At 40.3% G+C, this 26781-nt stretch carries 24 protein-coding genes; 19 read left to right on the top strand and 5 right to left on the bottom strand.

Going from position 1 to position 26781, the window contains the following annotated elements; all coding sequences use genetic code 11:
* Nucleotides 1-14: 14 nt before the first annotated feature.
* Nucleotides 15-782 carry a YlmH family RNA-binding protein gene (locus BM097_RS07310; protein ID WP_090547497.1) on the bottom strand — a complete coding sequence of 256 codons (768 nt, stop codon included), beginning with the start codon at nt 780-782 and terminating at the stop codon, nt 15-17.
* Between the two features lie 90 nt (nt 783-872).
* On the opposite strand from BM097_RS07310, the gene BM097_RS07305 reads away from it, so the two are divergent.
* The 7 genes from BM097_RS07305 to BM097_RS07275 all read left to right on the top strand — a co-directional run bounded on the left by BM097_RS07305 (nt 873) and on the right by BM097_RS07275 (nt 6426).
* A complete protein-coding gene (locus tag BM097_RS07305) occupies nt 873-1511 on the top strand; it encodes an HAD family hydrolase (RefSeq protein WP_090547494.1) in 639 nt (212 codons plus the stop codon).
* A gap of 14 nt (nt 1512-1525) precedes the next feature.
* Entirely contained in the window at nt 1526-1957 is a 432-nt protein-coding gene (locus tag BM097_RS07300; RefSeq protein WP_090547492.1) for a hypothetical protein, read from the top strand.
* 1 nt (nt 1958) lies between these two features.
* Nucleotides 1959-2966: an asparaginase gene (locus BM097_RS07295; RefSeq protein ID WP_090547491.1), complete on the top strand. Its 1008-nt coding sequence runs from the start codon at nt 1959-1961 to the stop codon at nt 2964-2966.
* 24 nt (nt 2967-2990) lie between these two features.
* The gene (locus tag BM097_RS07290) at nt 2991-4136 is read left to right on the top strand and encodes an alanyl-tRNA editing protein (RefSeq protein WP_242944676.1); all 1146 of its coding nucleotides are present in this window, start codon (nt 2991-2993) and stop codon (nt 4134-4136) included.
* Nucleotides 4137-4203: 67 nt separating this feature from the next.
* Nucleotides 4204-4938, top strand: coding sequence for a YARHG domain-containing protein (locus BM097_RS07285; RefSeq protein ID WP_090547485.1), 735 nt, complete (start codon nt 4204-4206; stop codon nt 4936-4938).
* A 17-nt stretch (nt 4939-4955) separates the two neighbouring features.
* A complete protein-coding gene (locus tag BM097_RS07280) occupies nt 4956-6164 on the top strand; it encodes an acyltransferase (protein WP_090547482.1) in 1209 nt (402 codons plus the stop codon).
* A 10-nt stretch (nt 6165-6174) separates the two neighbouring features.
* Nucleotides 6175-6426, top strand: coding sequence for a TIGR03905 family TSCPD domain-containing protein (locus BM097_RS07275; protein WP_090547480.1), 252 nt, complete (start codon nt 6175-6177; stop codon nt 6424-6426).
* A 67-nt stretch (nt 6427-6493) separates the two neighbouring features.
* Here BM097_RS07275 and BM097_RS07270 read toward each other — a convergent pair whose 3' ends face one another.
* A complete protein-coding gene (locus tag BM097_RS07270; RefSeq protein ID WP_090547477.1) occupies nt 6494-7645 on the bottom strand; it encodes an acyltransferase family protein in 1152 nt (383 codons plus the stop codon).
* Between the two features lie 173 nt (nt 7646-7818).
* On the opposite strand from BM097_RS07270, the gene nadA reads away from it, so the two are divergent.
* The 10 genes from nadA to BM097_RS07220 all read left to right on the top strand — a co-directional run bounded on the left by nadA (nt 7819) and on the right by BM097_RS07220 (nt 22158).
* A complete protein-coding gene (gene nadA, locus BM097_RS07265; protein ID WP_090547474.1) occupies nt 7819-8724 on the top strand; it encodes a quinolinate synthase NadA in 906 nt (301 codons plus the stop codon).
* Nucleotides 8724-10028 (top strand): L-aspartate oxidase, encoded by a 1305-nt coding sequence (locus BM097_RS07260; RefSeq protein WP_177197400.1) that lies wholly within the window; start codon nt 8724-8726, stop codon nt 10026-10028. Before nadA ends, BM097_RS07260 begins: the two co-directional genes overlap by 1 nt.
* Nucleotides 10028-10879, top strand: coding sequence for a carboxylating nicotinate-nucleotide diphosphorylase (gene nadC, locus BM097_RS07255; RefSeq protein WP_090547468.1), 852 nt, complete (start codon nt 10028-10030; stop codon nt 10877-10879). The genes BM097_RS07260 and nadC overlap by 1 nt, the downstream gene beginning before the upstream one ends.
* A gap of 10 nt (nt 10880-10889) precedes the next feature.
* Complete coding sequence (locus BM097_RS07250; RefSeq protein WP_090547465.1) at nt 10890-11417, top strand: transcription repressor NadR; 528 nt, start codon at nt 10890-10892, stop codon at nt 11415-11417.
* 11 nt (nt 11418-11428) lie between these two features.
* Nucleotides 11429-12103, top strand: coding sequence for a uracil-DNA glycosylase (gene ung, locus BM097_RS07245; RefSeq protein WP_090547462.1), 675 nt, complete (start codon nt 11429-11431; stop codon nt 12101-12103).
* Between the two features lie 143 nt (nt 12104-12246).
* Entirely contained in the window at nt 12247-14688 is a 2442-nt protein-coding gene (locus tag BM097_RS07240; RefSeq protein WP_090547460.1) for an ATP-binding protein, read from the top strand.
* A gap of 10 nt (nt 14689-14698) precedes the next feature.
* On the top strand, nt 14699-15469 hold the full coding sequence (locus BM097_RS07235; RefSeq protein WP_090547458.1) for a response regulator: 771 nt from the start codon (nt 14699-14701) through the stop codon (nt 15467-15469).
* 152 nt (nt 15470-15621) lie between these two features.
* On the top strand, nt 15622-17685 hold the full coding sequence (locus tag BM097_RS07230) for a methyl-accepting chemotaxis protein (RefSeq protein ID WP_177197399.1): 2064 nt from the start codon (nt 15622-15624) through the stop codon (nt 17683-17685).
* 717 nt (nt 17686-18402) lie between these two features.
* Nucleotides 18403-19485: a metallophosphoesterase family protein gene (locus BM097_RS07225; protein WP_090547453.1), complete on the top strand. Its 1083-nt coding sequence runs from the start codon at nt 18403-18405 to the stop codon at nt 19483-19485.
* Nucleotides 19486-22158, top strand: coding sequence for an AAA family ATPase (locus BM097_RS07220; protein WP_090547450.1), 2673 nt, complete (start codon nt 19486-19488; stop codon nt 22156-22158).
* Here the strand turns inward: BM097_RS07220 and BM097_RS07215 are convergent.
* Genes BM097_RS07215 through BM097_RS07205 form a run of 3 tightly spaced genes read right to left on the bottom strand, consistent with a single transcriptional unit; the run spans nt 22153 to nt 25108 of the window.
* Nucleotides 22153-22413, bottom strand: coding sequence for a hypothetical protein (locus BM097_RS07215; RefSeq protein WP_090547448.1), 261 nt, complete (start codon nt 22411-22413; stop codon nt 22153-22155). The genes BM097_RS07220 and BM097_RS07215 overlap by 6 nt on opposite strands.
* Before the next feature lie 24 nt (nt 22414-22437).
* Nucleotides 22438-23727 carry a UDP-N-acetylmuramoyl-L-alanine--D-glutamate ligase gene (gene murD / locus BM097_RS07210; RefSeq protein WP_090547445.1) on the bottom strand — a complete coding sequence of 430 codons (1290 nt, stop codon included), beginning with the start codon at nt 23725-23727 and terminating at the stop codon, nt 22438-22440.
* A 1-nt stretch (nt 23728) separates the two neighbouring features.
* Nucleotides 23729-25108 carry a MurL-like N-terminal domain-containing gene (locus BM097_RS07205; protein WP_090547443.1) on the bottom strand — a complete coding sequence of 460 codons (1380 nt, stop codon included), beginning with the start codon at nt 25106-25108 and terminating at the stop codon, nt 23729-23731.
* A 91-nt stretch (nt 25109-25199) separates the two neighbouring features.
* On the opposite strand from BM097_RS07205, the gene BM097_RS07200 reads away from it, so the two are divergent.
* Nucleotides 25200-26165, top strand: coding sequence for a helix-turn-helix transcriptional regulator (locus BM097_RS07200; RefSeq protein ID WP_090547440.1), 966 nt, complete (start codon nt 25200-25202; stop codon nt 26163-26165).
* Between the two features lie 21 nt (nt 26166-26186).
* Nucleotides 26187-26780: an Hpt domain-containing protein gene (locus BM097_RS07195; protein ID WP_090547437.1), complete on the top strand. Its 594-nt coding sequence runs from the start codon at nt 26187-26189 to the stop codon at nt 26778-26780.
* Nucleotide 26781 lies beyond the last annotated feature (1 nt).

Raw genomic sequence — 26781 nt, 5'->3', positions numbered from 1 at the left:
CTGGCGGGCCGGGGCTAGCGCCCGAATACTTCTACATTGAGGTTGAGCTTGCCCTTTTTGGATAGGCCACCTTCGCTTATAAGATTGAATTTGCCAAAGCCGCGGACGGAGACGGTGTCACCGGCAGCAAGAAGCTTGTCGTTGTTTTCTACTATGTGCCCGTTTACAGATACCTTCTTTTCTGTGAAGTAAGGAATGGTGTCCTTGCGACTTAGGTTGTATACTTTTGCGATAACTGCATCAGCCCTAGGGGAAGCTACCTGTATGGTGACTTCTTTTAGGGCTGCTTTTTTGTATGATTCAGGTAGCTCGCTGAAGCTGCATTTTACAGCGTTGCGGCCTACAGATACAAAATTTTCCAGAAGATAGTCAGCAGTGGAATCGTCTACGTACATATAGGCATCCATGCCATCTACAAATATGTCTCCGAATTTCTTTCGGTCTATTCCAAGACTCATAAGGCTGCCCAGATAGTCGCGGTGAGTATATTCCTTTGCAAATTTCTTTGCCAGTGGCTCTACCTTGATGCATTTGATTGGAAAATCCACTTCATAGCCGAAATCCGCTTCACTTCCGAAGCGAGCCATCTGGCGTTCACAGTTTTCATATCCACCAGACAAATCATATTTGATAGGTGCAAAGGCCTTGTCCCTTGCAGCCTGATACAAGACCTCCTGCTGGCTTAGGCTGAGGAAGTCACTAAAGCAATATATGTTGTTTTGATAAGCTCTGTTTGAAAGCTCGATTAAGCGTTTGTATAAAAGCTGTTCATCATCTGTCATCGTGTGTTCCATCCTTCGATAAATATGTATCAATTATACTGAAAATGCGGTAAAATATCATCGATTAGTTTAGAAAGTAAGGTTTTTAACATGAAGAAAATTAACACAGATGGGATTATTTTTGACATGGATGGCACTATCTGGGATAACACCCCAGTGTTTGCGCCTAGCTGGGAGAGAGCCTGTAAGGATATGGGTTATGATGTTAAGTTTGATGAGGATAAGCTAAAGGGGCTGTTCGGCAAGACTATGACAGATATTGCAGATGCCTGCATACCAGATGAAGACGCTGATAGACGCTATGCTACACTTCATTTATGTGAAGAGTACGAAATGAAGGATTTAGCTGAAAGTACAGTTGATACTTCTTATCCAGGCTTGAAGGAAACCCTTGAAGCCCTTAGTAAGCGCACAAAGCTATACATCGTAAGCAATTGCCAGTCGGGCTATATCGAAACCTTCCTTGAGCGAAGCGGCTTAGGGTATCTTTTCACAGATTATATCTGCTACGGAGACAATGGACTTGGCAAGGCTGATAACATCAGGGGCTTAGTTGAAAAAAATCAGCTTAAGCATCCAGTATATATTGGAGACATCCAGGGTGATAAGGATGCTTGCGACAATGCAGGTGTGGATTTCATCTGGGCAGCCTACGGCTACGGCAAATCAGTAGATGGTTATGTGGCAAAGGTTGATGATATAAGAGAGCTTAATGATGTGATTGAGTAAAAAGGGAGAATACTATGGGATATAATGTAGAAAAAATATTTGAAGATGCTGGCCAACTTAGCAAGGTCAACAATAAGAAAGCTTATGAGGACAATATAGAGATGTTCAAAAGCAATAGATATGAATTGCTGAAAGACCTGGTGGGTGCTGATGACAGCCAGCTACAATCACAGGCGAAGCTTCTATGCGAGGATGTTACCGCAGCTTTCAAAAAGTTTGGAAAGGTTCGTGGTGGGGATTTAATGAACCTTAACTATTTTATGATTTTTTATGTTTTTCCATCTATACTACAGATGGAAGAAAATGAAAAAGCAATTCGTATATGCGATATTTTGAAAGATACATGGAACAGTCATTTCAAAAGTAATATCAGCTATACAGATTATGAAACATTAGCAGAAGGCTTCCAGGCTAAGTTTTTTGGAATGCCAATAGGAAAGAATTAGAATGAAGAATATTTTAATGATTGCAACGGGCGGAACTATCGCGTCAAAACAAACAGAAGCAGGGCTTACACCGGGACTTACAGCAGAGGATATTTTATCCTACATACCAGCCGTAGAAAAGGTGTGCCAGGTTCATGCTCTGCAGCTGATGAACATTGATAGCACTAATATGACACCTGATCTTTGGGTGCGTATTGCTAAATGCATTAAGGACAATTACGACGATTATGATGGATTTGTAGTATGTCATGGTACAGATACGCTGGCATATACTGCAGCAGCTCTTAGCTACATGATTCAGAATTCAAAAAAGCCAATCGTTGTAACCGGCTCGCAAAAGCCTATCAGCAGGGATGTTACAGATGCCAAAACAAATCTTTTGGATTCCTTCATCTATGCAGCTGATGATAATTCTCAGAATGTCAGCATAGTATTTGATGGAAAGGTAATCTGTGGAACTCGCGCTAAAAAGGAGAGGGCCAAGAGCTACAATGCATTTTCAAGCATCAATTTCCCATATCTTGCAGTAATACAGGATGGGGTGTTGCTTAGATATATCCCTGAGACAAAGATAACAGGTGATGTGAAATTCTTTTTCGACATGTCGGATAAGGTCACGTTGCTAAAGCTTTATCCAGGTATGAATCCATGTATCCTAAGCTTCCTTTTCGAGCAGTACGATATCATCGTAATCGAAAGCTTTGGTGTAGGCGGAATGCCAGAAACACTGATGGAAGCATTCTACAAGGAGATGGATAAGTGGGCAGGCCAGGACAAGCTGGCAGTTATGACTACACAGGTTGCCAATGAGGGCAGCAATATGACAGTCTACGAGGTAGGCCGTCAGATTAAGCATGATTTCCATATGATAGAGGCTTACGACATGACATTGGAGGCTACTATCACAAAACTTATGTGGATAGAAGGGATGGGCTACACAGGTGAACAGCTAAGAAACACCTTCTACACAGAAATTAATAGAGACATGCTATATAGAAAAAGTAAATAGATTGGTAGGATTATGAGGACAGAAATGCTATATGATCGAGATGCCTATGCAAAAGAATTCATAGCAAAGGTTATCTCTTGCGAAGAAGCAAAAAAAGATGATGTAACAGCCTATAAGGTAGTGCTAAATCATACTCTATTCTTCCCTGAACAGGGTGGACAGAGCAGTGACATTGGAACATTAGACAAAACAAAGGTCATAGATGTTCAGATAGAGAATGGTTTGGTTTACCACTACTGTACCGCTGGTTTTCTTATTGGGGAAGAGGTTCATGGAATAATAGATTGGGAGCATCGCTTCAACAATATGCAGCAGCACACAGGTGAGCATCTTTTTACGGGAATCGCTCATAATAGCTATGGAGCTGAAAATGTTGGCTTCCATCTAAGCGATAATACGGTAACTTTAGATTTGGATATTGAGCTTAGTGAGGAACAGGTTGATTTCATTGAGCGAAAGGCCAATGAAATCATAGCAAGTGATGTGGAGGTTAAGGCTTACTATCCTAATCAGGAGCTACTTGGCGCTATCAATTATCGTAGCAAAAAGGAAATAGATGGACCTGTTAGATTGGTAGAAATTGAGGGAGTAGATTTATGTGCCTGCTGTGCTCCCCATGTGAAGTCTACAGGGCAGATAGGAATGCTCAAAGTAATATCCTATGGAAAATATAAGGGTGGCACACGAGTGTATATTCTTTGCGGCCTGCGCGCACTTGAGGATTACAACAGAAGGATGAAAATCCTTGCCAGCTCATATCAAAAGCTTAACTGCAAAGAGGATGAGCTTCCAGACAAAATTGATGGCTTAATAGAAGATACTAAGCAATTAAAGTATCGTATAAACGATATAGAAACTGGATTATTGAATGATAGAATCGAAACTATTTCACCAAATCTTACAGATGTAACTATCTTTGTGGAAGATGTGGATACAAAGATTATGAGAGATGGTGTTAACACATTAGTAGAAAGACATGATGGATTATGTGCAATCTTCTCGGGAAATGATGATGATGGATATAATTTTGTGATTGGTAGCAAGTCGAGAGATTGTTCTGCAATAGCTACAGGTCTTAGAGAATTGCTTGGTGCTAAAGGCGGTGGCAGCAAGCAAATGGCACAGGGTAGTGTAAATGCTACCAGAACACAGATAGAAAACACATTGTAATAAATTTGTAACATTTACAGGCTTTATGTTATACTTGAGAAAGTTTATGAATTAAGAGGGACGAATAATGGGAGAATTTTTAGATTTAATTGATGATGTGCATTACGGAATGCGCAAGCTTTTTAAAGGCAAAACAGGGACTAAGAGCTTTAAGCCTAGAAGTAATGTGAGAAGATGGTCCATAGAATTATGTGTTGCACTTATCGTAGGAATCCTTGCTGGTTTAATCACTTTTAATCTTCTAAACAAAGAGGACAAGAAGCTTAAGGTAAGCGAGGAAAAGGCAGTAGCGATTGAAGATCAAAAGACTGCCACTACTGGTGCAGCAGATACAAAAGAAGAGCCAGATGAAGATTTCTCAGATGTAGTCATTACTGTAGTAGATCCTAGTGGCTATGCTCCAGCAATTGCAGATTGGTCTGCAGAAGAGATTAATGCAGCAATCAGCGAGCGCAAGGGATATCTTGAAAACAATAAGTACTGGCCAGAGGTTTCAGCTTACTGGGAAGGAACCAGACAGGTAACAGATGTTGCATGCTATTGCCAGTATTTGTTCGACACAGATAAAAAGGTATATTCTGCTTCAGATTTCAAGGGACTTTCGCCAGAGGTTATTCATATTGCTAAAAACGAAATCTATGCAAGACATGGATATTCCTTCAAGGATAAGGAAATCTACAATTATTTCATGGGTCAGATATGGTATACACCATCAATCTTACCAAAGGATTTCACAGAGGATATTTTCACAGAAACTGAGGTAAAGAACCTAGATATGCTTAATTCCTTGGATACAATGTAAATCGTGAGAGGTATAAGATGCTAGAAGTTTTAGTAACAGCTGTTGATGTGATACTTGCAGCTATCCTGTCTTATGGTATATGGCGCTTTAGTGGCTCTATTCTTTTGAATGTAATAGTAGCTATTATTTTTGCAGCAGCCATATTTACTCATTACAAATCAGCAAAAGCTAAAGGAATAGATTTTTTAAAGGATACCTTTGCCATAAGGGAAGCCTCTGGACGAATCTGTATGTATGATTACCTACGAGTACTTGCCGTTTTAATGGTAATTGGTATCCACGTATTCAAAACAGATTTTTCAGATGGATTAATTCAGAATGTCAAAATCTGTAACATACAGCAATCACTTGAGATATGGTTTGAAAGCACTAACGTGATTTTTGTAATGCTTTCAGGCGCCTTCCTGCTTAAATACAAGGAAGAATCCTTAGGCCATTTCTTTAAGCGAAGATTCAGTAAGGTTTTGATACCGATGGTAGTATATTATCTGTTCTACGTGTGGATTACTCAGATAATCACTGATTTTTCTGTTGATTCACTGAGATATGTACTTTTAAACTTTATAACTGCAAATAACCCAAGTTTTCCACATTTTTGGTTTATGTATATGTTGTTATCTGTGTATATTGCAATTCCGTTTTTACGATATATGCTAAAGGACATGCCTTATGAAAAGCTCACCTGGCTTGTGGTATTAACTATCGTATTTTCAGTAATACAGGTAATTGTTCCAGCTATATGGGGATTAAAGATAGGCATATCCTTTGTGTTTGTGTCATGGGTAGGAATAGCCATAATCGGATATTGGATTACCAGGGAAGAAACAGCAGCTTACTATAAGCCAATCATAATGGCTGGCCTGATAGCCTTTATAGTTGCCATCTGGCTGGTTGCAAACAATGAAAACTACAGCCTGTTTACAGGTAATATGTCTCCTATCATGGAGCTTATGGGAATGGGCACCTTCGCCATCTTCCTACAGTGGAAAAAGCTATTTAAAAAAGAACCATGGATAATCCGGATAGCCAGCAAATATAGTTATCAAATTATTTTGATACATTGGTGGACTTTGATGTGGATAACACGAGGCAAGCTGCACATTCGTGTGGATAGTCTACATGGATTTGGAATGTTGGTATCCATATTGGTAACAGCGTTGATTTCACTTGTTGCTGCCATTATAATAGACCACATGGTTACAGATGTATTTTTGAAAAAGGATTAAAGGAGTCAGGATGGAACAGTACAGTTTTACACCAAAGGGAGTTTGCGCTAGAAAAATCAATTTTGAGATTGAGGACGGCAAGCTTTACAATGTTAAATTCACAGGCGGTTGCGATGGCAACACCAAGGCAATCAGCAAGCTTTTAGAGGGCGCTGATGCTGCTCACACAGTAGAAATTCTTAAAGGAAATATCTGTGGTTTCAAAGGCACCAGCTGCGCAGATCAGCTTGCCCTTGGAATTGAACAGGCTATCAATAAATAAGACTAAAGAAGGGCTCGTTACAGCATTTGCTGTAAGAGCCCTTTTTTATTATAAAATCATATTAATTTTATTCGCTTTTTATAAATAACCACTTTCCTTTAATAATGAGCTTAACTAATGCGAAGTAAATATAGTAAGCAACAAAGCCTACTGTAAAAATAGCCAAGGCCCAGGTGAAGAGCTTAACAGCGAAGCCAGAGAAATCGTAATACAGTAAAGTTACCCAATCGTTGGTTTCCCAGATGCTGTAAGCAAAGCCATTGTCGTGAAGTAGGTAAATCATAAAGGTTGGTGCTGCAATCCAGTTTATAACCTTTATAGAAGGCATAGGGAGTCTTCTGAAAAGCTCGAAGATGCAAACCCCAAGGATGATTACCACGATGCTGTAGTTTTCATATTTAGGCATATACTGGACGAATTCTGCAGGCTCTACTGTGGTATCAGTGATGCCGTAGTAATACGCCTGAATTTTTCCGTTGGCAGTGTTGTAATAAGAAATTCCAATCAAAACATTGGTAAGGATAATGATTACAAAAAATACATAAGCTCTAATTCTATCAAAAGGATTAAATCTCTTGATGTATCCGCCAAGTGCGAATAGGAAAATTCCAACAACAACAGTACGAAGGCCTTTCGCTAAATCATCTAACAGTGAGCCAGACCAACCCAGCTGTGACAATGTAAGTATTGCAAGCAAAAATCCTAAATATTTTTTGCTATCAAGGGATGATAAAAATTTGTTAAGGCCCAGGTAAGCAATAAAGATGATGATGAAGTAGTAGCCTACAAACCATGACATCTTGTTGAAATACTGGATTCGGATATAGCTAAACAATGTATCTGAATGTAGTGAATATTGAGCCTTGTAGATGAAGTAAGCAGAAGCGCCAACAAGTACAATGGCTGCAAATAATAGCTGCAACAAAAGCTTCTTAGAAGTCTTAAAAATATCTATTTCTTTCTCTGCCAAAAAATATCCAGAAATCATAATGAATAATGAATTTCCCACAAGACCAAATGGCATCATAAGGGAAACGCCTAAAAGCTGCCTGAAAAACAAAGGCTGATTAAACCATCCGTTTTGTAATCTTTCGATGGAATCAGTGTTTACCAACTGTACATTAACACAATGAATAATGATGTGATATGAAATAATCATGAGCATTGCCAGTATTCTAAGTAGTTCAAAATTAGATGCTCGTGAACTGTTTTTACTCATCAAAAATACCTCTTATTCTTTTTTATTTCTACAACCTTATTATTATACATTTTTGAAATATAAAGTCCAATAAAACATGTAACCTTTTACTGTATTAACTACTGTCTTGTCAGTAGACAATGCATGTGATATACTAGCTGACAATTAAGGCTATTCGTAAAAGGAGAAATGTTATGACACTGGTGGAAGAAATAAAGCAGTTGAAGAAGGAAAAGAATGCTGTAATCCTTGCTCATTATTATGTAAATGATGATGTGCAGGCTATTGCAGATTATGTAGGGGATAGCTATTACCTTGCAAAGGTAGCAGTAGATTTGAAGGAAAGCACTATTGTGTTTGCAGGAGTTCAGTTTATGGGAGAATCCGCAAAGATTCTTAACCCTGAAAAAACAGTGCTCCTTCCAGACGCCAAGGCGGATTGCCCTATGGCACACATGGCTCAGATAGAGCGTATCGAAGAGGTGAGAAAGGAATATGATGACCTGGCAGTGGTTTGCTACATCAATTCCACAGCGGAGCTTAAGATGCACTCAGATGTATGTGTTACATCGGCAAACGCTATGAAGATAGTGAAGGCGCTTCCAAATAAAAATATCTTTTTCATCCCTGATGAAAATCTTGGAAGATATATTGCAAGCAAGGTGCCAGAGAAGAATTTCATTTTCAATGATGGCTACTGTCATGTACACAAGGCTGTTACGGCAGATATGATTAAGCGTGCCAAGGAATCCCATCCTGATGCCCAAGTGCTTATTCATCCAGAGTGTACACTTGATGTGCTTGAGCTTGCTGATTATATCGGAAGCACCTCTGGAATCATTGATTATGCAACCAAATCGGACAAAAAGAAATTCATTATCTCCACAGAGCTTGGTGTGCTTTATCAGCTTAAGAAGAATAATCCTGAAAAGGAATTCTACGCAGCTGGGTCAGTGCAGATTTGCCCAAACATGAAAAAGGTGACACTTGAAAAGGTAAGAGATTGCTTAAGAGATACTAGTGGAGTAGTAGAGGTGAGTGAGGAGAAGAGGGAAAAATCCCTTGTACCTCTAAAAAGAATGTTGGAGTTGGCAAAATAATGGAAAAATATGATGTTGTAATAGTAGGAACTGGTGTAGCAGGTCTGTTTTGTGCACTTAGTCTTCCTACAGATAAAAAGATACTTTGTATATCAAAGGATGCGTTAGATGGATGTGATAGCTTCCTGGCACAGGGCGGTATCTGCATGCTTAGGGACGAGGACGACTATGAGGCCTATTTCGAGGATACCATGCGCGCCGGACATTACGAAAATCGTAAGGAATCTGTTGAGATAATGATTAGAAGCTCACAGGATATTATTGCCGATTTGGAAGGCTATGGCGTGGAATTCGAAAAGAAGGATGGCAAATTCGTATTTACGAAGGAAGGAGCTCATTCCAACAACAGAATTCTGTTCCATGCAGATGTAACTGGAAAGGAAATCACCAGCAAGCTTTTAGCAAGAGTTAAGGAACGTGATAATATCACTCTTAAGGCTCACACCACAATGGTAGACTGGGTATGCCATGATAACACCTGCTACGGAATCGTGGTAGCAGATATGGATGGCAGAACAGAAGCTATCGAAGCAGATGTTACTGTGCTTGCCTGCGGTGGCTTGGGCGGAGTTTACCCACATTCCACAAACTTCCGCCACATATCAGGTGATGCATTGGCACTTGCCATGTATCACAATGTACGCTTGGAAAATTGCGACTATGTACAGATTCATCCAACAACACTTTTTACAAGACAGAACGGACGAAGCTTCCTTATTTCAGAATCAGTGCGAGGAGAGGGTGCAGTTCTTCGTGATAAAAATGGTGACCGCTTTACAGATGAGCTACAGCCTAGAGATGTGGTAAGCAATGCCATCCTTGCAAAAATGAAGGAGCAGGGCACAGAGCATGTGTGGCTTGATTTTTCACCAATACCAAAGGATGAGATATTGAATCATTTCCCAAACATCTACAAGAGATGTGTGGAGGCAGGCTACGATCCACTAAAGACCTGGGTGCCTGTAGTGCCAGCGCAGCATTATTTCATGGGCGGAATCTATGTGGATAAGGACAGCAAGACCACAATGGAGCAGCTTTACGCCGTAGGTGAAACCAGCTGCAATGGTGTTCATGGCAGAAATCGTCTTGCCAGCAATTCACTACTTGAGAGTCTGGTTTTTGCCAAGCGTGCAGCAGCAGATATTACTGCTAAAAACAGCTTTAAACATGCAGAGGATTTTGCTAACCTTGTAAATATGGACGGGTATGAAGACCTTCCTAGCATAATGGAAAACTATCATGCCATGGTAGTGGGAGAAATCGAAAAAGAAGCAAATCTTAGAGCCGAGAAGGAGGCAATATAATGAACGATATTACTATGAGACTGAATGCAGACGAGCTAATCAAAATGGCTCTTAGAGAAGATATATCAAGCGAGGATGTAAGCACCAATGCAGTAATGCCAGAGTCTAAGCCAGGTGTGGTTGAGCTTATTGCAAAGCAGGATGGAATCATCTGCGGTATGGAGGTTTATGAGCGTGTATTCAAAATCCTTGATGAAAATACAGAAGTAGAAAAATATGTTTCTGACGGTGACAAGGTAATCAAGGGACAGCTTATGGCAAAGGTAAAGGGCGATATTCGTGTGCTCCTTTCTGGCGAGCGTGTGGCCCTTAATTATCTACAGAGAATGAGCGGCATCGCAACCTACACTCATGAGGTGGCAGCGCTTTTAGAGGGCAGCAAGACAGTCTTACTGGATACAAGAAAGACTACACCAAACATGAGAATCTTCGAAAAATATGCTGTAAAGTGCGGAGGCGGTCAAAACCACAGATACAATCTTTCAGATGGTGTACTTTTAAAGGATAATCATATCGGTGCGGCCGGCTCTGTTGCGAAGGCAGTAGAAATGGCAAAGGCATATGCTCCATTTGTTAGAAAGATTGAAATTGAGACAGAGACTCTTGAGCAGGTAAAGGAAGCTGCAGATGCAGGAGCAGATATTATCATGCTTGATAATATGGATGTTGCAACTATGCAGGAAGCTGTTAAAATAATTAATGGCCGAGCAAAGACAGAATGCTCTGGCAATGTAACAAAGGAAAATATTAAAAACATAATAGACAGTGGAGTTGATTATGTATCAAGCGGTGCGCTTACACATTCTGCACCAATACTTGATATTTCAATGAAGAATCTGCATGCAATTTAATGGAGGCAAAATGGACGGAGAAACAAGACGAAAAAAGATAATAGAAATAATTCGTAAATGCGATACTCCTGTGTCCGGAACTGCCCTTGCTAAAGAATTGGATGTAAGCCGTCAGGTTATCGTCACAGACATGGCATTGATCAGAGCCAATGGAGTGGATATTACTTCTACCAACAGAGGCTATGTTATTAATGCTGAAAGCAAATGCAAACGAATCATCAAAAGCCATCACACAGATGATGAGATTTTAGATGAATTATATGCAATTGTAGATAATGGAGGATGTGCTGAAAACATCATCATCAATCATAGATACTACAACAGATTAGAAGCTCCACTTAATGTCAGCAGTAGAAGAGCCGCCAAGGAATTTATGGAGGCTATCAAGTCAGGAAAATCCAAATCACTTAGCTCTGCAACCAGCGGATACCATTATCACGTTATCAGCGCTGATAGTGAGGAGACACTGGATGTGATTGAGGAGGAGCTTAAGGAGAAGGGGTTCTGGCTGCCACTGGATGACTGGATATTACAGTAGAAGGAGAATAAATGTCAGCGATTTCTAATGATTGGTTGGAGCCACTTACTCCAGAATTTAAGAAACCATACTACAAGTCACTATATGAAAATGTAAAAAAGGAATACCATGAAAATGTTGTCTACCCACCAGCAGACGATATTTTCAATGCCTTTGATTTCACACCACTTAAGGATGTTAAGGTGGTAATCATTGGGCAGGATCCTTATCATGAGCCTGGTCAGGCACATGGACTTTGTTTTTCAGTAAAGCCTGGGGTGAAGACACCACCTTCACTTGTAAATATTTATAAGGAATTAAATGATGATTTGGGCTGCTATATCCCAAATAATGGTTACCTTGAAAAATGGGCCAGACAGGGTGTACTGATGCTCAACAATGTACTTACAGTTCGTGCTCATCAGGCGGCCAGTCATGCTGGTATGGGCTGGGAGCAGTTCACAGATGCAGTAATAGATGTTCTTAACAAGCAGGACAGACCAATAGTATTCCTGCTTTGGGGTTCTCCAGCAGCTAAAAAATGCGCCAAGCTTAACAACCCTAATCACTTGATTTTAAGAGCACCACATCCATCACCTTTATCAGCCTACAGAGGCTTTTTTGGATGCAAACATTTCAGCCAGACTAATCAGTTTTTAAAGGAACATAATCTTGCTCCTATCGATTGGCAAATAGAAAATATTTAGGACACAAAATCTTCACTTTTTCTACGCCTTCAAGTACTTGTGGAATCCATAATATTTTATTATATTTATCTTAGAATAGCATGCGTATCGCGTATTGCATGCTATTCCTGTAGATAAGTCTAATAAAGTTTGGAGTGACAGTTTTGGAGAAGCTCAAGGCATTTAATAAGCAATTTTTTAGCCAGGACCTGCCTACAGATTTAGTATTGTTTAATATAATTACTATTACTGGTTTTGTGGGTGGAGTCGTAACAATTCCATTTAATATAATAAACGGCATGTCAGCAGTACTGACAGCCGTAATTTTCATATCTATAATTATTGATGGCGTGTGCATTTACATGGCCAATTTCCGTAATTGCCTTAAGAATAGCACCATAGCGGTATGCTTTGCTGTAGCTATTGGTTTGTTCCCGGTTATGTTTTTCGTGACTGGTGGAATAAACAGCGGTATGGTCTGTTGGTTTTCAATGGGCATAATTTTCATCTTTATGCTATTGGATGGCATGGATTTTTTGTTCATGCTACTTACAGATGTAGCCATTATTTCAGGTTGTTATGCAATTTCCTATTATCATCCTGAATACGTTATTAGTCTTGAATCTAGACAGAGTGAATTCTTTGATGTTGTTCAGTCACTGCTCATCAGCGCATTTGCCATGGGATTGATTATCAAATTCCAGCGAAGCATTTACGATAGACTTTACAAGCAGGCGGCAATCAATAATGATGACCTTCTAGAAAAAACGCTGCAGGCAAAGAAGGCTGAGAAACAGGCACAGACTGCGACAGAGGCAAAAAGCAATTTCCTTGCAAACATGTCCCATGAAATCAGAACCCCAATCAACACTATCATGGGTATGGATGAGATGATTTTAAGGGAGACCTCTGAAAAGGTGGTAGAGGAATACGCCCTTGATATAAAGACAGCATCCCAGAATCTTCTTTCACTTATCAACGACATTTTGGATATCACCAAAATCGAATCAGGTAAGATGGGCATCGTAAAAGGCGAGTATGCCTTCATGAGTCTTATGCATGATGTGCTTAACAACGTCACACTTCGCGCCAAGGAAAAGAATCTGGAGCTTAAGCTAAATATCGACAGCAACATCCCATGCGACATGCTAGGTGATGATATTCGTATCAAGCAGGTACTTACAAATATTATTACTAATGCGGTGAAATATACTCAGGAGGGATATATCGAAATATCTGTTAGCTGTGAAAAGGGCTTTGGAAATTTTGTAGATTTAACCTTCAAGGTAAAGGATACAGGTATAGGAATCAAGCAGGAGGATATCAAGCGAATGTTTGAATCCTTCGAAAGATTAGAGGTTAATCGTAACAGAAACATTGAGGGCGCTGGCCTTGGAATGACCATCACTCAGAATCTGCTTAAGATGATGGGAAGTAATCTGGAGGTGGAAAGCGTTTATGGCTCTGGTTCCACATTTTACTTCACTCTTACCCAGGAAATAGTAAACAAGGAGCCAATTGGAGATTTTGCCCAAAAGCTTAAGCAGCTCACATCAAATTATGAGTACAGCACCAGCTTTGAGGCACCAAACGCTAATTTCTTGATAGTAGATGACAATGCCATGAATAGAAAAGTCTTTGTGGCACTGTTGAAGGATTCAAAGGTGAAAATCAAAGAGGCTGCTAGCGGCGCAGAGTGCTTACAGCTTATAAAAAATCAGCACTTTGATATGATTTTCCTGGATCACATGATGCCTGGAATGGACGGTGTAGAAACCTTCAGGGCTATGGCTACGGTTGATGGAAACCGATGCCTTGGAACACCTGTCATCGCCCTCACAGCCAATGCTATTGCAGGAGCAAAGGATAGATATTTGACTATGGGCTTCCATGGATTTTTGTCAAAGCCTGTAGTTCCAGCTCAGCTTGAAAAGATGATTCGCGATTTCCTACCAGAAAACTTGATGGAATATCACGAGCCAGATGCCAAGGATGAAGCAAGAAAAAATCGTACAAAGAAGATTGAATTACCTGACATAGAAGGTATAGACTGGGATTATGCATTACTTCATTTCCCAGATACAAATATGGTTTATCAGACAGCAATAGATTTTTATGATTCAGTAGGATTTGAAAGAGATGAGATTCTAAGGTATTATAATAGTCTAGATGCTTCTATTTTGGAGGATTATCGAATAAAAGTCCACGGTGTTAAGAGTATGTCCAATACGATTGGCGCCACATCCTTAGGTGGACTTGCCAAGCTTTGTGAATATGCTGCCAGAGATGGAGATTTGGACAGAATAAAAGTGCTAACTCCTATTCTAATAGAAGAATTAGATACTATGAAGAATAGATTATCTGTATTATCATCAGAGGTAGAGAAACCAAAAATGGAAGATATGGATGATTTGTTTGCGTTACTTGAGATGCTGAAGATGGCTATCATGACCCACGATTCAGAGGCTGCGGATAATAATATGAAACAGATAATGTCATATTCCTATGATGCCCAAACCCAGGAACGATTGGAGCATCTGAATATGCATGTAATGAATTTAGAAGAAGATGAGGCACTATCTGATATAGAAAAGCTACAGAGTTAAGGAGAATAATATGCGTAAAATACTAATTGTAGGGGATTTTAGTTCGGACTCGCCAACTGATGTTAATTCGTTTTTGTCACAACATTTTCATACACAGTTGTGCACCAGCAATGCAAAAATCGTTAAAAGCATGCTGAAATTATATACACCTGATTTAGTGCTCATGGATATCGATGATTTTGATGCAACTCAGGATGATATCTTCGAAACAATCAAGGAATATAATGGCGAACTACCTGTTATTACTTATGGTAAAGAGCTTAAGAAGCAGATGTTCATTTCTTACTACTACTCAGGCCAGTTTAAGAACGTTCTGCAGGCCAACAGAGAGCTTATTATCAGAGCCATCTGCAAGGAATTTGGAATGAATGCAGATGCTATTTTAAATGCGGTTGTTGAAACAGACAAGCGCCATATCATTGTTGTAGATGATAATCCAGTGCTACTTCGCAATATGCGTAACATGCTTCAGGATAAATACAGAGTCACTCTTGCCACATCAGCAGCTCAGTGTATGAAGGCTTTGGGGCAGGACAGACCTGATTTAATCATCCTTGATTACGAAATGCCAGTGGTAGATGGCAGACAGACTCTTGAGATGATTCGTTCAGAGGATGATTACAAAGATGTTCCAGTTATCTTCCTTACAGGAATAGCTGATAAGGAGCATGTAGATGCCGTACTTGATTTGAAGCCAGCAGGCTATTTTGTAAAGCCACCTATGCAGACCAAGATAATCAATGCTATTGAAAATATTTTCTTAAAGCAGGCAGAACAATAAATTGAATTTAGACCGTCTGGCAGATAGTTGCCAGGCGGTTTTTTTATGCATAGAAAAGTTCATAGTATATCTGAGGAATTTTCAACATTTATACACACATAGGTAATAGAATACATTTTATAACCATGGGGTTACTATGTGGAGGGAACGATATGAGTTTTAAAAAGATTAGTACTAAGATGCTGGTAATGATACTTCCAGTATTAATACTGGCTCAGATTGTGTTGACAATCATGTCTGCTACGTCAAGTGAGATTTTGGTAGATAGGAAAACACAGGAATCAATGAGCGCTGAGCTTCGAGCAAATAGTTCAGAAGTAACGGGCTATTTAAAGGATGTAGAAACCCTGGCAGATTCTATTGCTATCAGTGTTGCATCTTCATACACCTACACAGAGTGGGCAGCTTATGAGAAGATGCTTGAGAATATGATAGCTACAAATGATATTGTCTTAGGCTCTGGACTTTGGTTTGAGCCATACGCATACGACCCTGAGCAGCAGTACTATGGCCCTTATGTATACAAGGATGGTAATGCTGCAGTCACCACATGGGAATACAGTAATGCAGAGTACGATTATTTTAACCAGGAATACTATACAAACGCCATGAATAGTGACAGTCCGATGATTACAGACCCTTACTATGATCCAACATCAGGAATAGTCATGTCATCTTGCTCAACACCAATTGTTGTGGATGGGAAAAAAATCGGTTGTGTTACTGTAGATATCGAGCTGTATGCCATAACAGATATTATTGGACGTATCAAGGTCGGTAAGTCCGGCGTTGGAATACTTACATCTGCAGATGGTCTTCTTATAGCAGGCTATGATGATGCCAAGGTTCAGGAAGGTGCTTTCCTTACTGAAGATGATAATAAATCAGTAGTGACCATGATTGGCGAAGTTCTAAAGAACACTAATGGAATCACAACCTACAATGATGGAAAGACTGATCACAAGGTATATTACGATACTATCGGCTTAACAGGATGGAAGCTGATGGTTTCCATAGATGCTTACGAATTAATGCAGCCTATTTATCTGTTGATTAACAGATTGATTGCAGTATGTATAGTTGCAGTGCTAGTTGCCATTGTAATCATCGTTATCGGAATCGGTGGTGTTGCCAAGACAATCCGCAAGGTTCAGAATTTTGCAACCGAGCTTGCCAGTGGTGATTTCACTATTGATAATCTATCCGTAAAGGGTAAGGATGAGCTTGCTGTTATGTCTACATCTCTTAACGAAATGTATGGAAATAACAAGGGTGTAATCCAAAGCATTGCTGATTATTCTGTAGATATTAATGAGGCCAGCAGTAGATTAAAATACTCTGCTGAAGAGCTAAAGATAGAGTTCGACAAGATTGTTGATGTAATGGGAGATGTTAATGCAGATATGATGAATTCATCTGCAGCAACTCAGCAGCTTTCAGCATCAGTAGATCAGGTTGCACAGTCTACAGACAATCTGAATGATGAGACTAAAGGCAGTCTCGACCTGGCAATCGACATTCAGAAGCGTGCAGCAGAAATTGGCAAGAGCAGCCAGGAAGCATTTGATAAATCACAGACTTTGCAGAGCAGCTTTGAGGAAAAACTTGAAAGCAGTATTGCACAGTCAAAGGTTGTTGAAAATATCGGTGAGATGGCCAGCGTAATCGCAGACATTGCCGACCAAATCACTTTACTATCTCTAAATGCATCTATCGAAGCAGCCCGTGCAGGTGAGCAGGGCAAGGGCTTCGCAGTAGTTGCCACAGAAATCGGAAAGCTGGCAGGCCAGACAACTGATTCTGTTGAAAAGATTCAGGAAACAATTTCTGGAATACAGGATGCATTCGAAGGACTTGCTACAAATGCAAAATCTCTTCTGGATTATGTTTCCGAAACGGTTACACCTGATTACAAGAATTTCGTGGATGTAGCTGAAAGATATGGACAGGATGCTGAGTCTATCAAGGAGACCTCAGAAAAGCTATCTCAGATGACTGATTCAATTCAGGAAATCATGAGCGAGGTACGAGATGCCATCCAAAACATCGCAGAGGCCACACAAAACACTGCAGCCAACAGCGGTAACGTAATGGATTCCATCGAAAATCTTTCAGAAACAGTCACAGGAATCAACGAAATGTCTGATAAACAAAACGAGATTTCCGAAAGCCTTACACAGGTGGTTAGCCAGTTCAGATTATCATCTGAAGAATAAACTCATCAAAAGGTGGGGTCACTTATTTATTTATAGGTGGCCTCATTTTTTAATGCACTCCCAGGCCCCACTACTGCACAGCCCTCCATGGTAATATCATTTGAGCAGATTCGCGATTATCTTAATGTGTGTTATCTTGCTTATGTAGGTGTACTTACATGGCTTTTACAATTCGAAGGTAATGTGTGTAGAGAGCGGACATAATTGTAGGCTGAGAGGCATGTGGATGAAGGGTGTAGGCCCTCCCCTATTTGCCACTCCACTCGCTAAGTAAAATTAAAAAAGTGAGTTTCTCATATATAGGCACCGTGCTCTATGCAACATCGTGTTGCTTTCGCACTTGAACCGCCATCCTAGCGGTTCATGCCAATATATGTGAAACTCACTTTTTATTTTACTAAGCTCGTTCCAAGGCAAATAGGGGAGGGCCTACACCCTTCATCCTCATGCCACTATACTTTCGTTTTATGTCCGCTCCCTACACACCTTACCGACAGAATTGTAAAACCTTGTAAGAACACCTACTAATAGATAAGCAAGATAACACACATTTAGATAAACTAGAATCTGCGATTGTATTACCATGGAGGGCTGTGCAGTAGTGGGGCCTGAGAGTAGAAATAGTAATGTAAGAAGCCCCTTCTACATGGAGGTTGTTAGTTACAAGATGTAACAAATATGATAGAATGTACGTAGTTTTATCGGGGGATAATGCGAATGAAGATTATTCACTGTGCAGACCTGCACTTAGATTCCAAAATGGAAAGTAATTTAGATAAAGAGCAAGCGGCTCTTCGTCGTATTGAGCTGGTGGAGACCTACGAGCGTATGGTAGAATTCGCCAAGCAAAACGGTGTTAGGGCTATTATGATTGCCGGAGATTTGTTTGACAAGACTCATATTCGTAAGGATATTAAGAGACGTGTTGTGGAGCAGATTGTTGATGCTCCAGAGATTGATTTCTACTATCTTAAGGGCAATCATGACAGATGCGATTTTATGGAAGAGGGTATAGATGAAATACCTTCTAATTTTCATATGTTTAATGCTGATGGTTGGACTAGCTATACCTGTGAGGACGTTGTTATTACAGGTATGGAATTGAATGCTGCCAATGTGTCTACTATGGCTCAGCGTTTGGTGCTTGATTCAGCAGCTACCAATATCGTTATGCTTCATGGTCAGCAGTCTGATTATGATGGCAAAGACGGGGCAGAGATTATCAATACACAGGCTCTTAAGGGTAAGTTTATTGATTACCTGGCTTTAGGCCATGTTCATAAGTTTATCTTTGAGGCGCTGGATGATAGAGGCGTGTACTGCTATCCGGGCTGCCTGGAGGGCCGAGGCTTCGATGAGACAGGTGATAAGGGCTTTGTTCTCATGGAGATAGAGGATGGTCAGATTACATCTGAATTCATTCCATTTGCTCTTAGACGCTTGCATGAAATAAATGTAGAGGTTACTGCTGATATGGATTTACAGGCGGTAGCTGCCAAGGCTAGAGAGAATCTTTTAGATGTAGATGATCAGGATTTGGTTAAGTTTGTACTTACAGGCGAGCGTGAGCTGGATGATGAGCTTGATATCATTCGTTTTGTTCGCTTATTCGAAAATAGATACTTCTTTGTAAAGTGTTATGACAGAACCAAGACTCTTGTAGATTACGAAAGCTTCAAATACGATAAGAGTCTGAAGGGCGAATTCGTCAGACTTGTTCAGTCTCAGGATATGGATGAGGACGAAAAGGCTAAAATTATCGAAATCGGCATTAGAGCCATAATGGGGGAGGAATTGTAAATGAAACTGATTTCTTGTTATATTGCCCATTTTGGCAAGATTACAGAATTTAAATATGACTTCAAGGATGGTTTTAACTCAATCCTTCAGGAGAATGGTTGGGGTAAAACTACCTTTTCGGTGTTTATTAAGGCTATGTTTTACGGTCTGGAGTATTCACCAAATACTAGAAAAAAGCTATTAGAGCGAAATCACTATCTGCCATGGGATGGAAGTCTGTGTGGCGGTAATATCGTATTTGCGGTAAAGGATAGACAGTACCGCATTGAGCGTACCTTTGGCAAGACTGATAAGGACGATACCTTTGCTTTGTATGACAATGTTACAGGCATAGAGTGTAATGATTTTACAGAGAACATTGGCGAGGAGCTGTTTTTAGTGGACAGGGATTCTTTCGAGAAGAGTGTTTACATTCCACAGCTTTCTGTGGGCACAGCCATGACAGATTCCCTTAATGCTAAAATGGGAAATCTTACATCAGCCAGGGATGATATCAATAACTTTGATACAGCCCTTAAAAGCGTTAAGGATGCAAGGGTAGAATACACCCGCAACAGTAAGATAAACCCAGGTAAGTTATTTGGCACCAAGCAGGAAATTAATAAATGCAAGGAAGAGTTTGAAAAGCTTCCAGCCATTGAAGAGAGCGTTGAGGCCATGAGCTGCCTTATTGAAGAAAAGCAGCAGAACTTGGATAATCTTAACAATGAAAAGGCAAAGCTTGCAGAAAGAATCCAGCTTCAGAGTAAAAAGGAGCAGGAGCTTGGCGCCTATAAGATTCACAAGGAAAATCTTATGGCCGAGGAGCAAAAGATATCAGACCTTGATAACTTCTTTGCAGCAGGCATTCCTACAGATGATGAGATAATCATGCTGGAACAGACCGAACGTGATTTGGCTGTTCACGAGAGAGCATTTAAGGCCTTAAATGAAGACCTTGATAGAGAAGGAAATGTTTTTGATAAGCCATTTATGAACAGAATCCCAGATGACACAGAGTTTGCCATGTGGAACAAAATGGCTGCGAATCTTTCTGAGCTTAGAGCCAAGGCAGAACATTCAAAGCTATCAGAGGAATCATCTAAACAGCTTACAGAGCTTAAATTCTTCTTTGATAAGCTGGTGCCTACAGATGAGCAGCTGGCTCACATAGAACGTCAGACAACCCAGATTACAGGTCTTCAGGCACGTATTAGCCAAAGCAACGAAAGACTTATTACCTTAAGGGCAGAGCAGGAGGCCAACGAAAAGGTAAGCCGCAACAATACCGTTACGGTTTGGCACATACTTGGCACTATCCTTCTTGTTATATTTATCCTTTCAGGCGTTGTGTTTAGCAATTACATGGCAGATATTGTTGGAAGGATTGTTGAAATTGTCAGCGTTGTGGCTATCATTGCTGATTTGATATTCCTGATAATTAGTGGACGCCGTTCTCACAAGAATAAGCTTAAGCAGTCTGAAGAATATGCAGATAGAGTTGAAGAGGAAGAGGATGCACTTGAGCTTAGCAATTTGGAACTTAGAGAATTAGAGGAAGAATGCGAGGAATTCTTATCACACTTCCTTCTTACACGAGCTTCAACCATGCAGGAAAATGTTTACGAAATCAGACGTAAGCTTGACCAATATAGACATCTTTTAGATGAGGAAAACTCACGCCATCAGGAGGCTGAGGGCACACTTGATGAGCTTGCGGATTTACAGCTGGAGCTTTACACCAAGATTCAGCCATTTGCCAGCTGCTATGGAATTAATCTGTATGATATGGGTGGTGAATACGAATTTTTGGCTCAGCTTAAGAAGGACTCCGATAAATACGCCAAGCACCTTGAAGCTTTAGAGGAACTGGCCAGTCATGAGAACTCAATCAGAACCATGACTGCTGATATTGAAAACATCGTCAAAAGATATCCTGTAGATGAGACGTTGCGTCGCGCTGAGGCTATTCAAAGCATTGGTATTAAAAAGCGTGAATACGAGGCGATTAAGGCTCGTATTGATGAACTTAAGGACTCTATAGCTCAATTTGAAGCTGAATTCGATGTAAACGAAGAGGTTCAATCCGTTGATGATTTGCAGCAGAAGCAGTCAGAACTGGATGAACAGATTATGGAGCTTAATAAGCAGCTGATTCAGGAGAAGGAAAATCTTTCACAGGCTCTTGAAGAGGTAGAGCGATTAAGCGATATATCAGAGCAGATAGAGCGTCTTGAGGTAAAGGAAAAGGAGTACAAAAAGGAAGCTGATATCTTAGGCAAGACAGAAGATTTCCTTAATCGCGCCAGAGAAAGCTTCCAGTCCAAATACATGCAGCCACTTCAGAATGGCTTGCATAAATACTTAAGCCTTATTGATGGTCCAGAGGGAACACAGTCTGGCTACGCCATTGATGATTTCGAGCTTGATATGGACCTTAACATCAAGCTTAGCTATTCAGGAAGTACCAAGAGCGCAGAGTATTTATCTCAGGGATATCAGGATTTGGTGGCACTTTGCTCTCGCCTTGCACTTGTAGATGTGCTCTATCCAGAGGAAAAGCCAATCCTCATTTTGGATGATCCATTCACCAATCTTGACGACAAAAAAATAAAGGAGTCGTTAAAACTCCTTCATACTATAGCGGATGAACGCCAGACCGTGTATTTCACATGTCATGATAGTAGGTTATAATTGAGTACGTTTGTACTCAAGATGACCTTCACGGACCCACTCATGGATGAGACTTCTATCGATTCCAAATTCCTGGGCTACCATCATTTCATTAACATCATAGTTATTTAGAATGAACTCTTTCACTTTTGGAAAGAGTTCATTTTTCATGCATTCCTTACATTTATCGTAAGGTGAGCTGACAGGTATCCTGCAACCACACTTTTCGCAATGTCTTGTGATTGGACCTTCTGGATTTAGGTTTAGTCTTGGCATAGTTTAATCCTCCGGGGATACCCTCTATAGACCAACGTGTTCCTTGAAGAAATCTCCGCGCTGCTCAAAGTTTTTGAAGTGTCCGTAGCTGGCAGCGGCTGGTGATAAAATAACAGCAGTTCCTTTGCTAGCGTTTTCTAGAGCAAATGTGCAGGCGTCAGCAAGCTCTTCAATGTAAGTAACTCTGCTCATGAAATCCTCGCTTGCAGTAGCCTTAAGCTTATCTAAAATAACCTTACCACTGTCGTACATAAGAATAATGTGTTCTAATCTAGTGGTAGGTAAAAATTCTACTAATGGGTCATAATCGATTCCTCTATCCATACCTCCAAGTAAGATAGTGCCAGCATTTGGAATGGCACGAACTGCGCTGATGGCAGATTCTACTGTGGTAGAGATTGAATCGTCGTAGTAATCAACATCATCCTTCTTGCCAATGAACTGAAGACGATGAGCAAGTGTCTTGAAGCTTGCAAGAGCCTTCATAAATTCATCATCAGTGATGTCGTATCTTCTACAAACATCATATACAAAGGCTGTGTTGAAAAGGTTGTGTGTTCCGCGAAGAGTAACACCAGGGATTTCTTCAAATGATTTGAAAGGAAGGTCTGCTGACTTAACCTTGATAACAGCAGCCTTGCATTCTCCAGGTGTTGGTAGGAAATCAGGATTGCAGAAAAGGAAATCGCAGTAGCCCTGATTTCTATAAAGGTTTTTCTTAGCGTTCCAGTATTTTTCAACAGTGCCATAGTGGTCAAGGTGATCCTCGTAAAGGTTTAGAAGGATGGCCTTAGATGGTGAATAATGAGCATATTCAAGCTGGTGGCAAGAAAGCTCAAATACGATAATGGTACGTGGATGAATCTGGTCTGTAATATCAAAAATAGGAAGACCGATGTTACCACCGAATAGCACGTCCTTACCGCATGTTTTAAGTATATGATATAAAAGTGAAGAAGTTGTGGACTTGCCCTTTGTACCAGTGATACCGATTGTCTGAGCACCGTAAACCATAAGGAATAAATCTGCCTGACATGTTATGTGGCATTTGTATTCCTTGATATCCTTAGGAAGAACGATGCCAGGGCTCTTTAATACTACATCATAATCATCCAGGCAATCTAAGTAGTTTGCCCCAGTGATAACGTTGTGCATGGCTGTAAGGTCTGAGCTTACTGCATTAGCATCAGCGATGTCTAAGCATTCATATCCTCCTACTGAAGAAATAAGGCGAAAGCTTGACTGACCTTCGCGACCAAAACCAAGAATTAAAACCTTTTTATCTTTAACTAAATTTCTAATTGTCTCTTTCATTTTATTTTAAAGCGTCCTTTATTATATTTTCGAAATATTCATTTAGGCCATGCTCGTTAGAGTACGCATTTACTATAGCTTTGAAATCGTCTGAAGCTACAGGCTTAGCATCTTTGTAGTGGCTAAGAAGTAGTGGAAGTTCGATTCCCTTGTTATCGTATATGCGAATTGCTTCAATGATAGATGCGTTAACCTCATCACGGCTTCCTACGCATTCAAATGGTTTTTCTGGAAGGATTCCGCAAAGCTTATCAAAGTCTTCCATAAGGCCTTCGTCTTCAAATAATCTTTTGCCGAAGATGGCATCCAATTCCTCTAATGTAAGGAATGGAGAAAGAATAATGTAAACGAAAAGGCACTTAGGACAGTGGCCGCACCAGATGTCCTGCTTGCTACCTACATTGCAGCTTTTGAACACGCTGTGGTATTTCTTGAATTTAGAAAACAGCATAGCAATCTGAAGCTCTGCAAGTGGGCGAAGGAAGCTGAAGTAGTAAACACCGCTTCCGATAAATGTGCGCTCGTAGTATCTGAAGTCTTCTTCGAATTCGTAAGACTTAGAGTACTGATGGTTTACATAGCTGCCAGCAACTGTGGATTCGTTGGCACTGGATTCATTTGAAAGTGCCACGAAGCTAAGGCCGTTAAGATATCCTGCAATAATGCTTGAGAATGCAACCAAGGCTGAAAATGGAGTGTGTCCATTAAGGAATCCCTTTGCATTTAAATCAAGCATGTTTTTATCAAGTGTACGCTTAGCGTAGATAGTTTTGTCGGTAAGCTCACCTACTTCAACAGTGGCATCAGTGGCACCACGTGAATTGATAACGTAGCAGTTAACATCAGCCTTATTCTTAAGAAGCTCGATAGAAACTACCGAATCCTTACCGCCACCAACAGGTATCATTACCTTTGGTGTATCACCTGTTTCAAGATTGTTATTTGTAGCAAACTTAGGCATGTTGCAGGCTTTTTCAGAATCACATTTGATAGACATGAAGCAATCCTGGTTTTCCTCGATGCCGTTGGTGTAATAGAATTCTCCAAGGCCGCCCCAGTAAAGCTTCTTCCACCATTTAACCTGTTCAGCACTAAGCATTCTGTCTTTGATGAAAACAGTTGGTGGGCAGGCAATCTTCCAATAGCTGATAAGCTCAACCATACCAAGTGAGAATACCATTTCATCAATGAGATTCTCATCTAAATCGCAGGTAGCATGGATTCTTGGAATGAACCATGTTGGGTGAAACTCTGAAAGACCATCGATTGAAAAATCGAAGGTCATGCTAACACCTTTATCATCTAATTTGTAAGAATATCCCTGATAAGTAAATGTGGGATAATCTGTTCTACATTTCTTATAAAAATCTTCTCTACTCATATATTTCCTTTAAATCAAAAAATAAATCTTTTATAATCGAAGTATATTATAGCACAATATAATTCAAGTAAAAATAGCGAGGAGTAAGCCAATGCCACACGTCGGGGGACAGAAATTTAAGATATTAAATGAATATCAGATTCTCATGGAAGAAAGCGACGAGAATCATCAGATAAATGCAGTGGAAATGACAAAGCGCCTGAAGGCAAAGGGGATTCCGGCGGAGCGAAAGACTGTGTACAGGGATATGGACATTCTCATGGATGCAGGTATCGACGTGGTTAAGGGAGAAAAAGGCTATTATATTGCAAGCCGAGTGTTTGAACTGGCAGAGCTGAAGCTACTTGTGGACGCGGTAGGTGCATCAAAGTTTATATCTACCACCAAAACAAAGGAGCTTGTGGATAAGCTTACTGGTCTTGCCAGCATAGATGATGCGGCTCAGTTATCACGTCAGGTGGTGGTGCCAGAAAAAACAGCAGCAGGTAATGAAAAAATCTTTTATACTATTGATGTTATTTATCAGTGCCTTGATAACGATAGGAAAATGTCCTTCAAATATCAGGAGTGGACTCTTACCAAGGAAATGAAGCCTAGACATGGTGGTAAAATCTATACGGTAAGCCCTGCGTTTTTGCTTCGAAATGATGAAAACTATTATCTGGTTGCCTTCGATGATGATAGCAAAGAAATCAGACATTACCGTGTAGATAAAATGATATCGGCGTCTATGGCTCTCGAGGAGCGTTCCGGTGTCAAAGAACGTGAGGCTCTTAATCCGCATGAATACGCCAAGCAGCACATCAGTATGTTTTCAGGTGACGAAAGGGTGGTCACTATCAGATTTGAAAAGCGTCTGATTGGTGTTGTGCTGGATAAATTTGGCAAGGAAATCGATGTTAGACCTGACGGAGATAGCCACGTGAAGGCAAGAGTATCTGTGGCAGTATCTCCTCAGCTATATGGATGGCTCACAGGAATTGGGGCTACCATTTGCTTTCCTCCCGAAGAAGAGGCAAAGTTTAAAGAATACTTGAGAAAAATACTAGGGATGTAATAATTTAAAAGTGGGGTAGAAATGAATATTAATAAGATAGAGCTTTCCAAGGTTGACGGCATATCCCTTATGGATGGCCTACAGTATTGCGGAAGCCTGAAGGATTTTGATAAGTTTTTGGAAGCATTTTACACTGATATCGAGGACAATGCTAATACACTGGAAGATGCATATCAAAAGGCTAATATAGAGCTTTTCACTATAAAGGTACATGCACTTAAAACCTCTGCAAGAATGATTGGTGCAAAGGAGCTTTCAGAAGAGGCACGGTTGCTTGAAGTATCTGGTAAATCAGCAAACATGCCATACATTGATGCGAATATTGATAGCTTTCTTTCCTTATACAGAAGCTATTCTATAAAGCTCGCCAGCTACATGACCGAGAAACAGCGCCTTAAAGCAATAAAAAAGCCCATCACCGAGGATGAGCTTGAAGATGCTTATAGTGCCCTTAGGGAAGTGTGCTCTTCCATGGACTATGGTGCTGTGGAAATGATTTTAGAAGAGCTTAGCACATATCAGCTCCCAGAAGTGGATCAAAAACAAATCGCGGATTTCAAAACACATTTCCATAAATTAGAGTGGGACGAAATGGAAAGGACCCTTATGGTCTAGC

The organism is Pseudobutyrivibrio sp. OR37, assembly GCF_900113655.1.
GTDB lineage: Bacteria > Bacillota > Clostridia > Lachnospirales > Lachnospiraceae > Pseudobutyrivibrio.
This window is presented reverse-complemented; position numbering and strand designations above follow the sequence as displayed.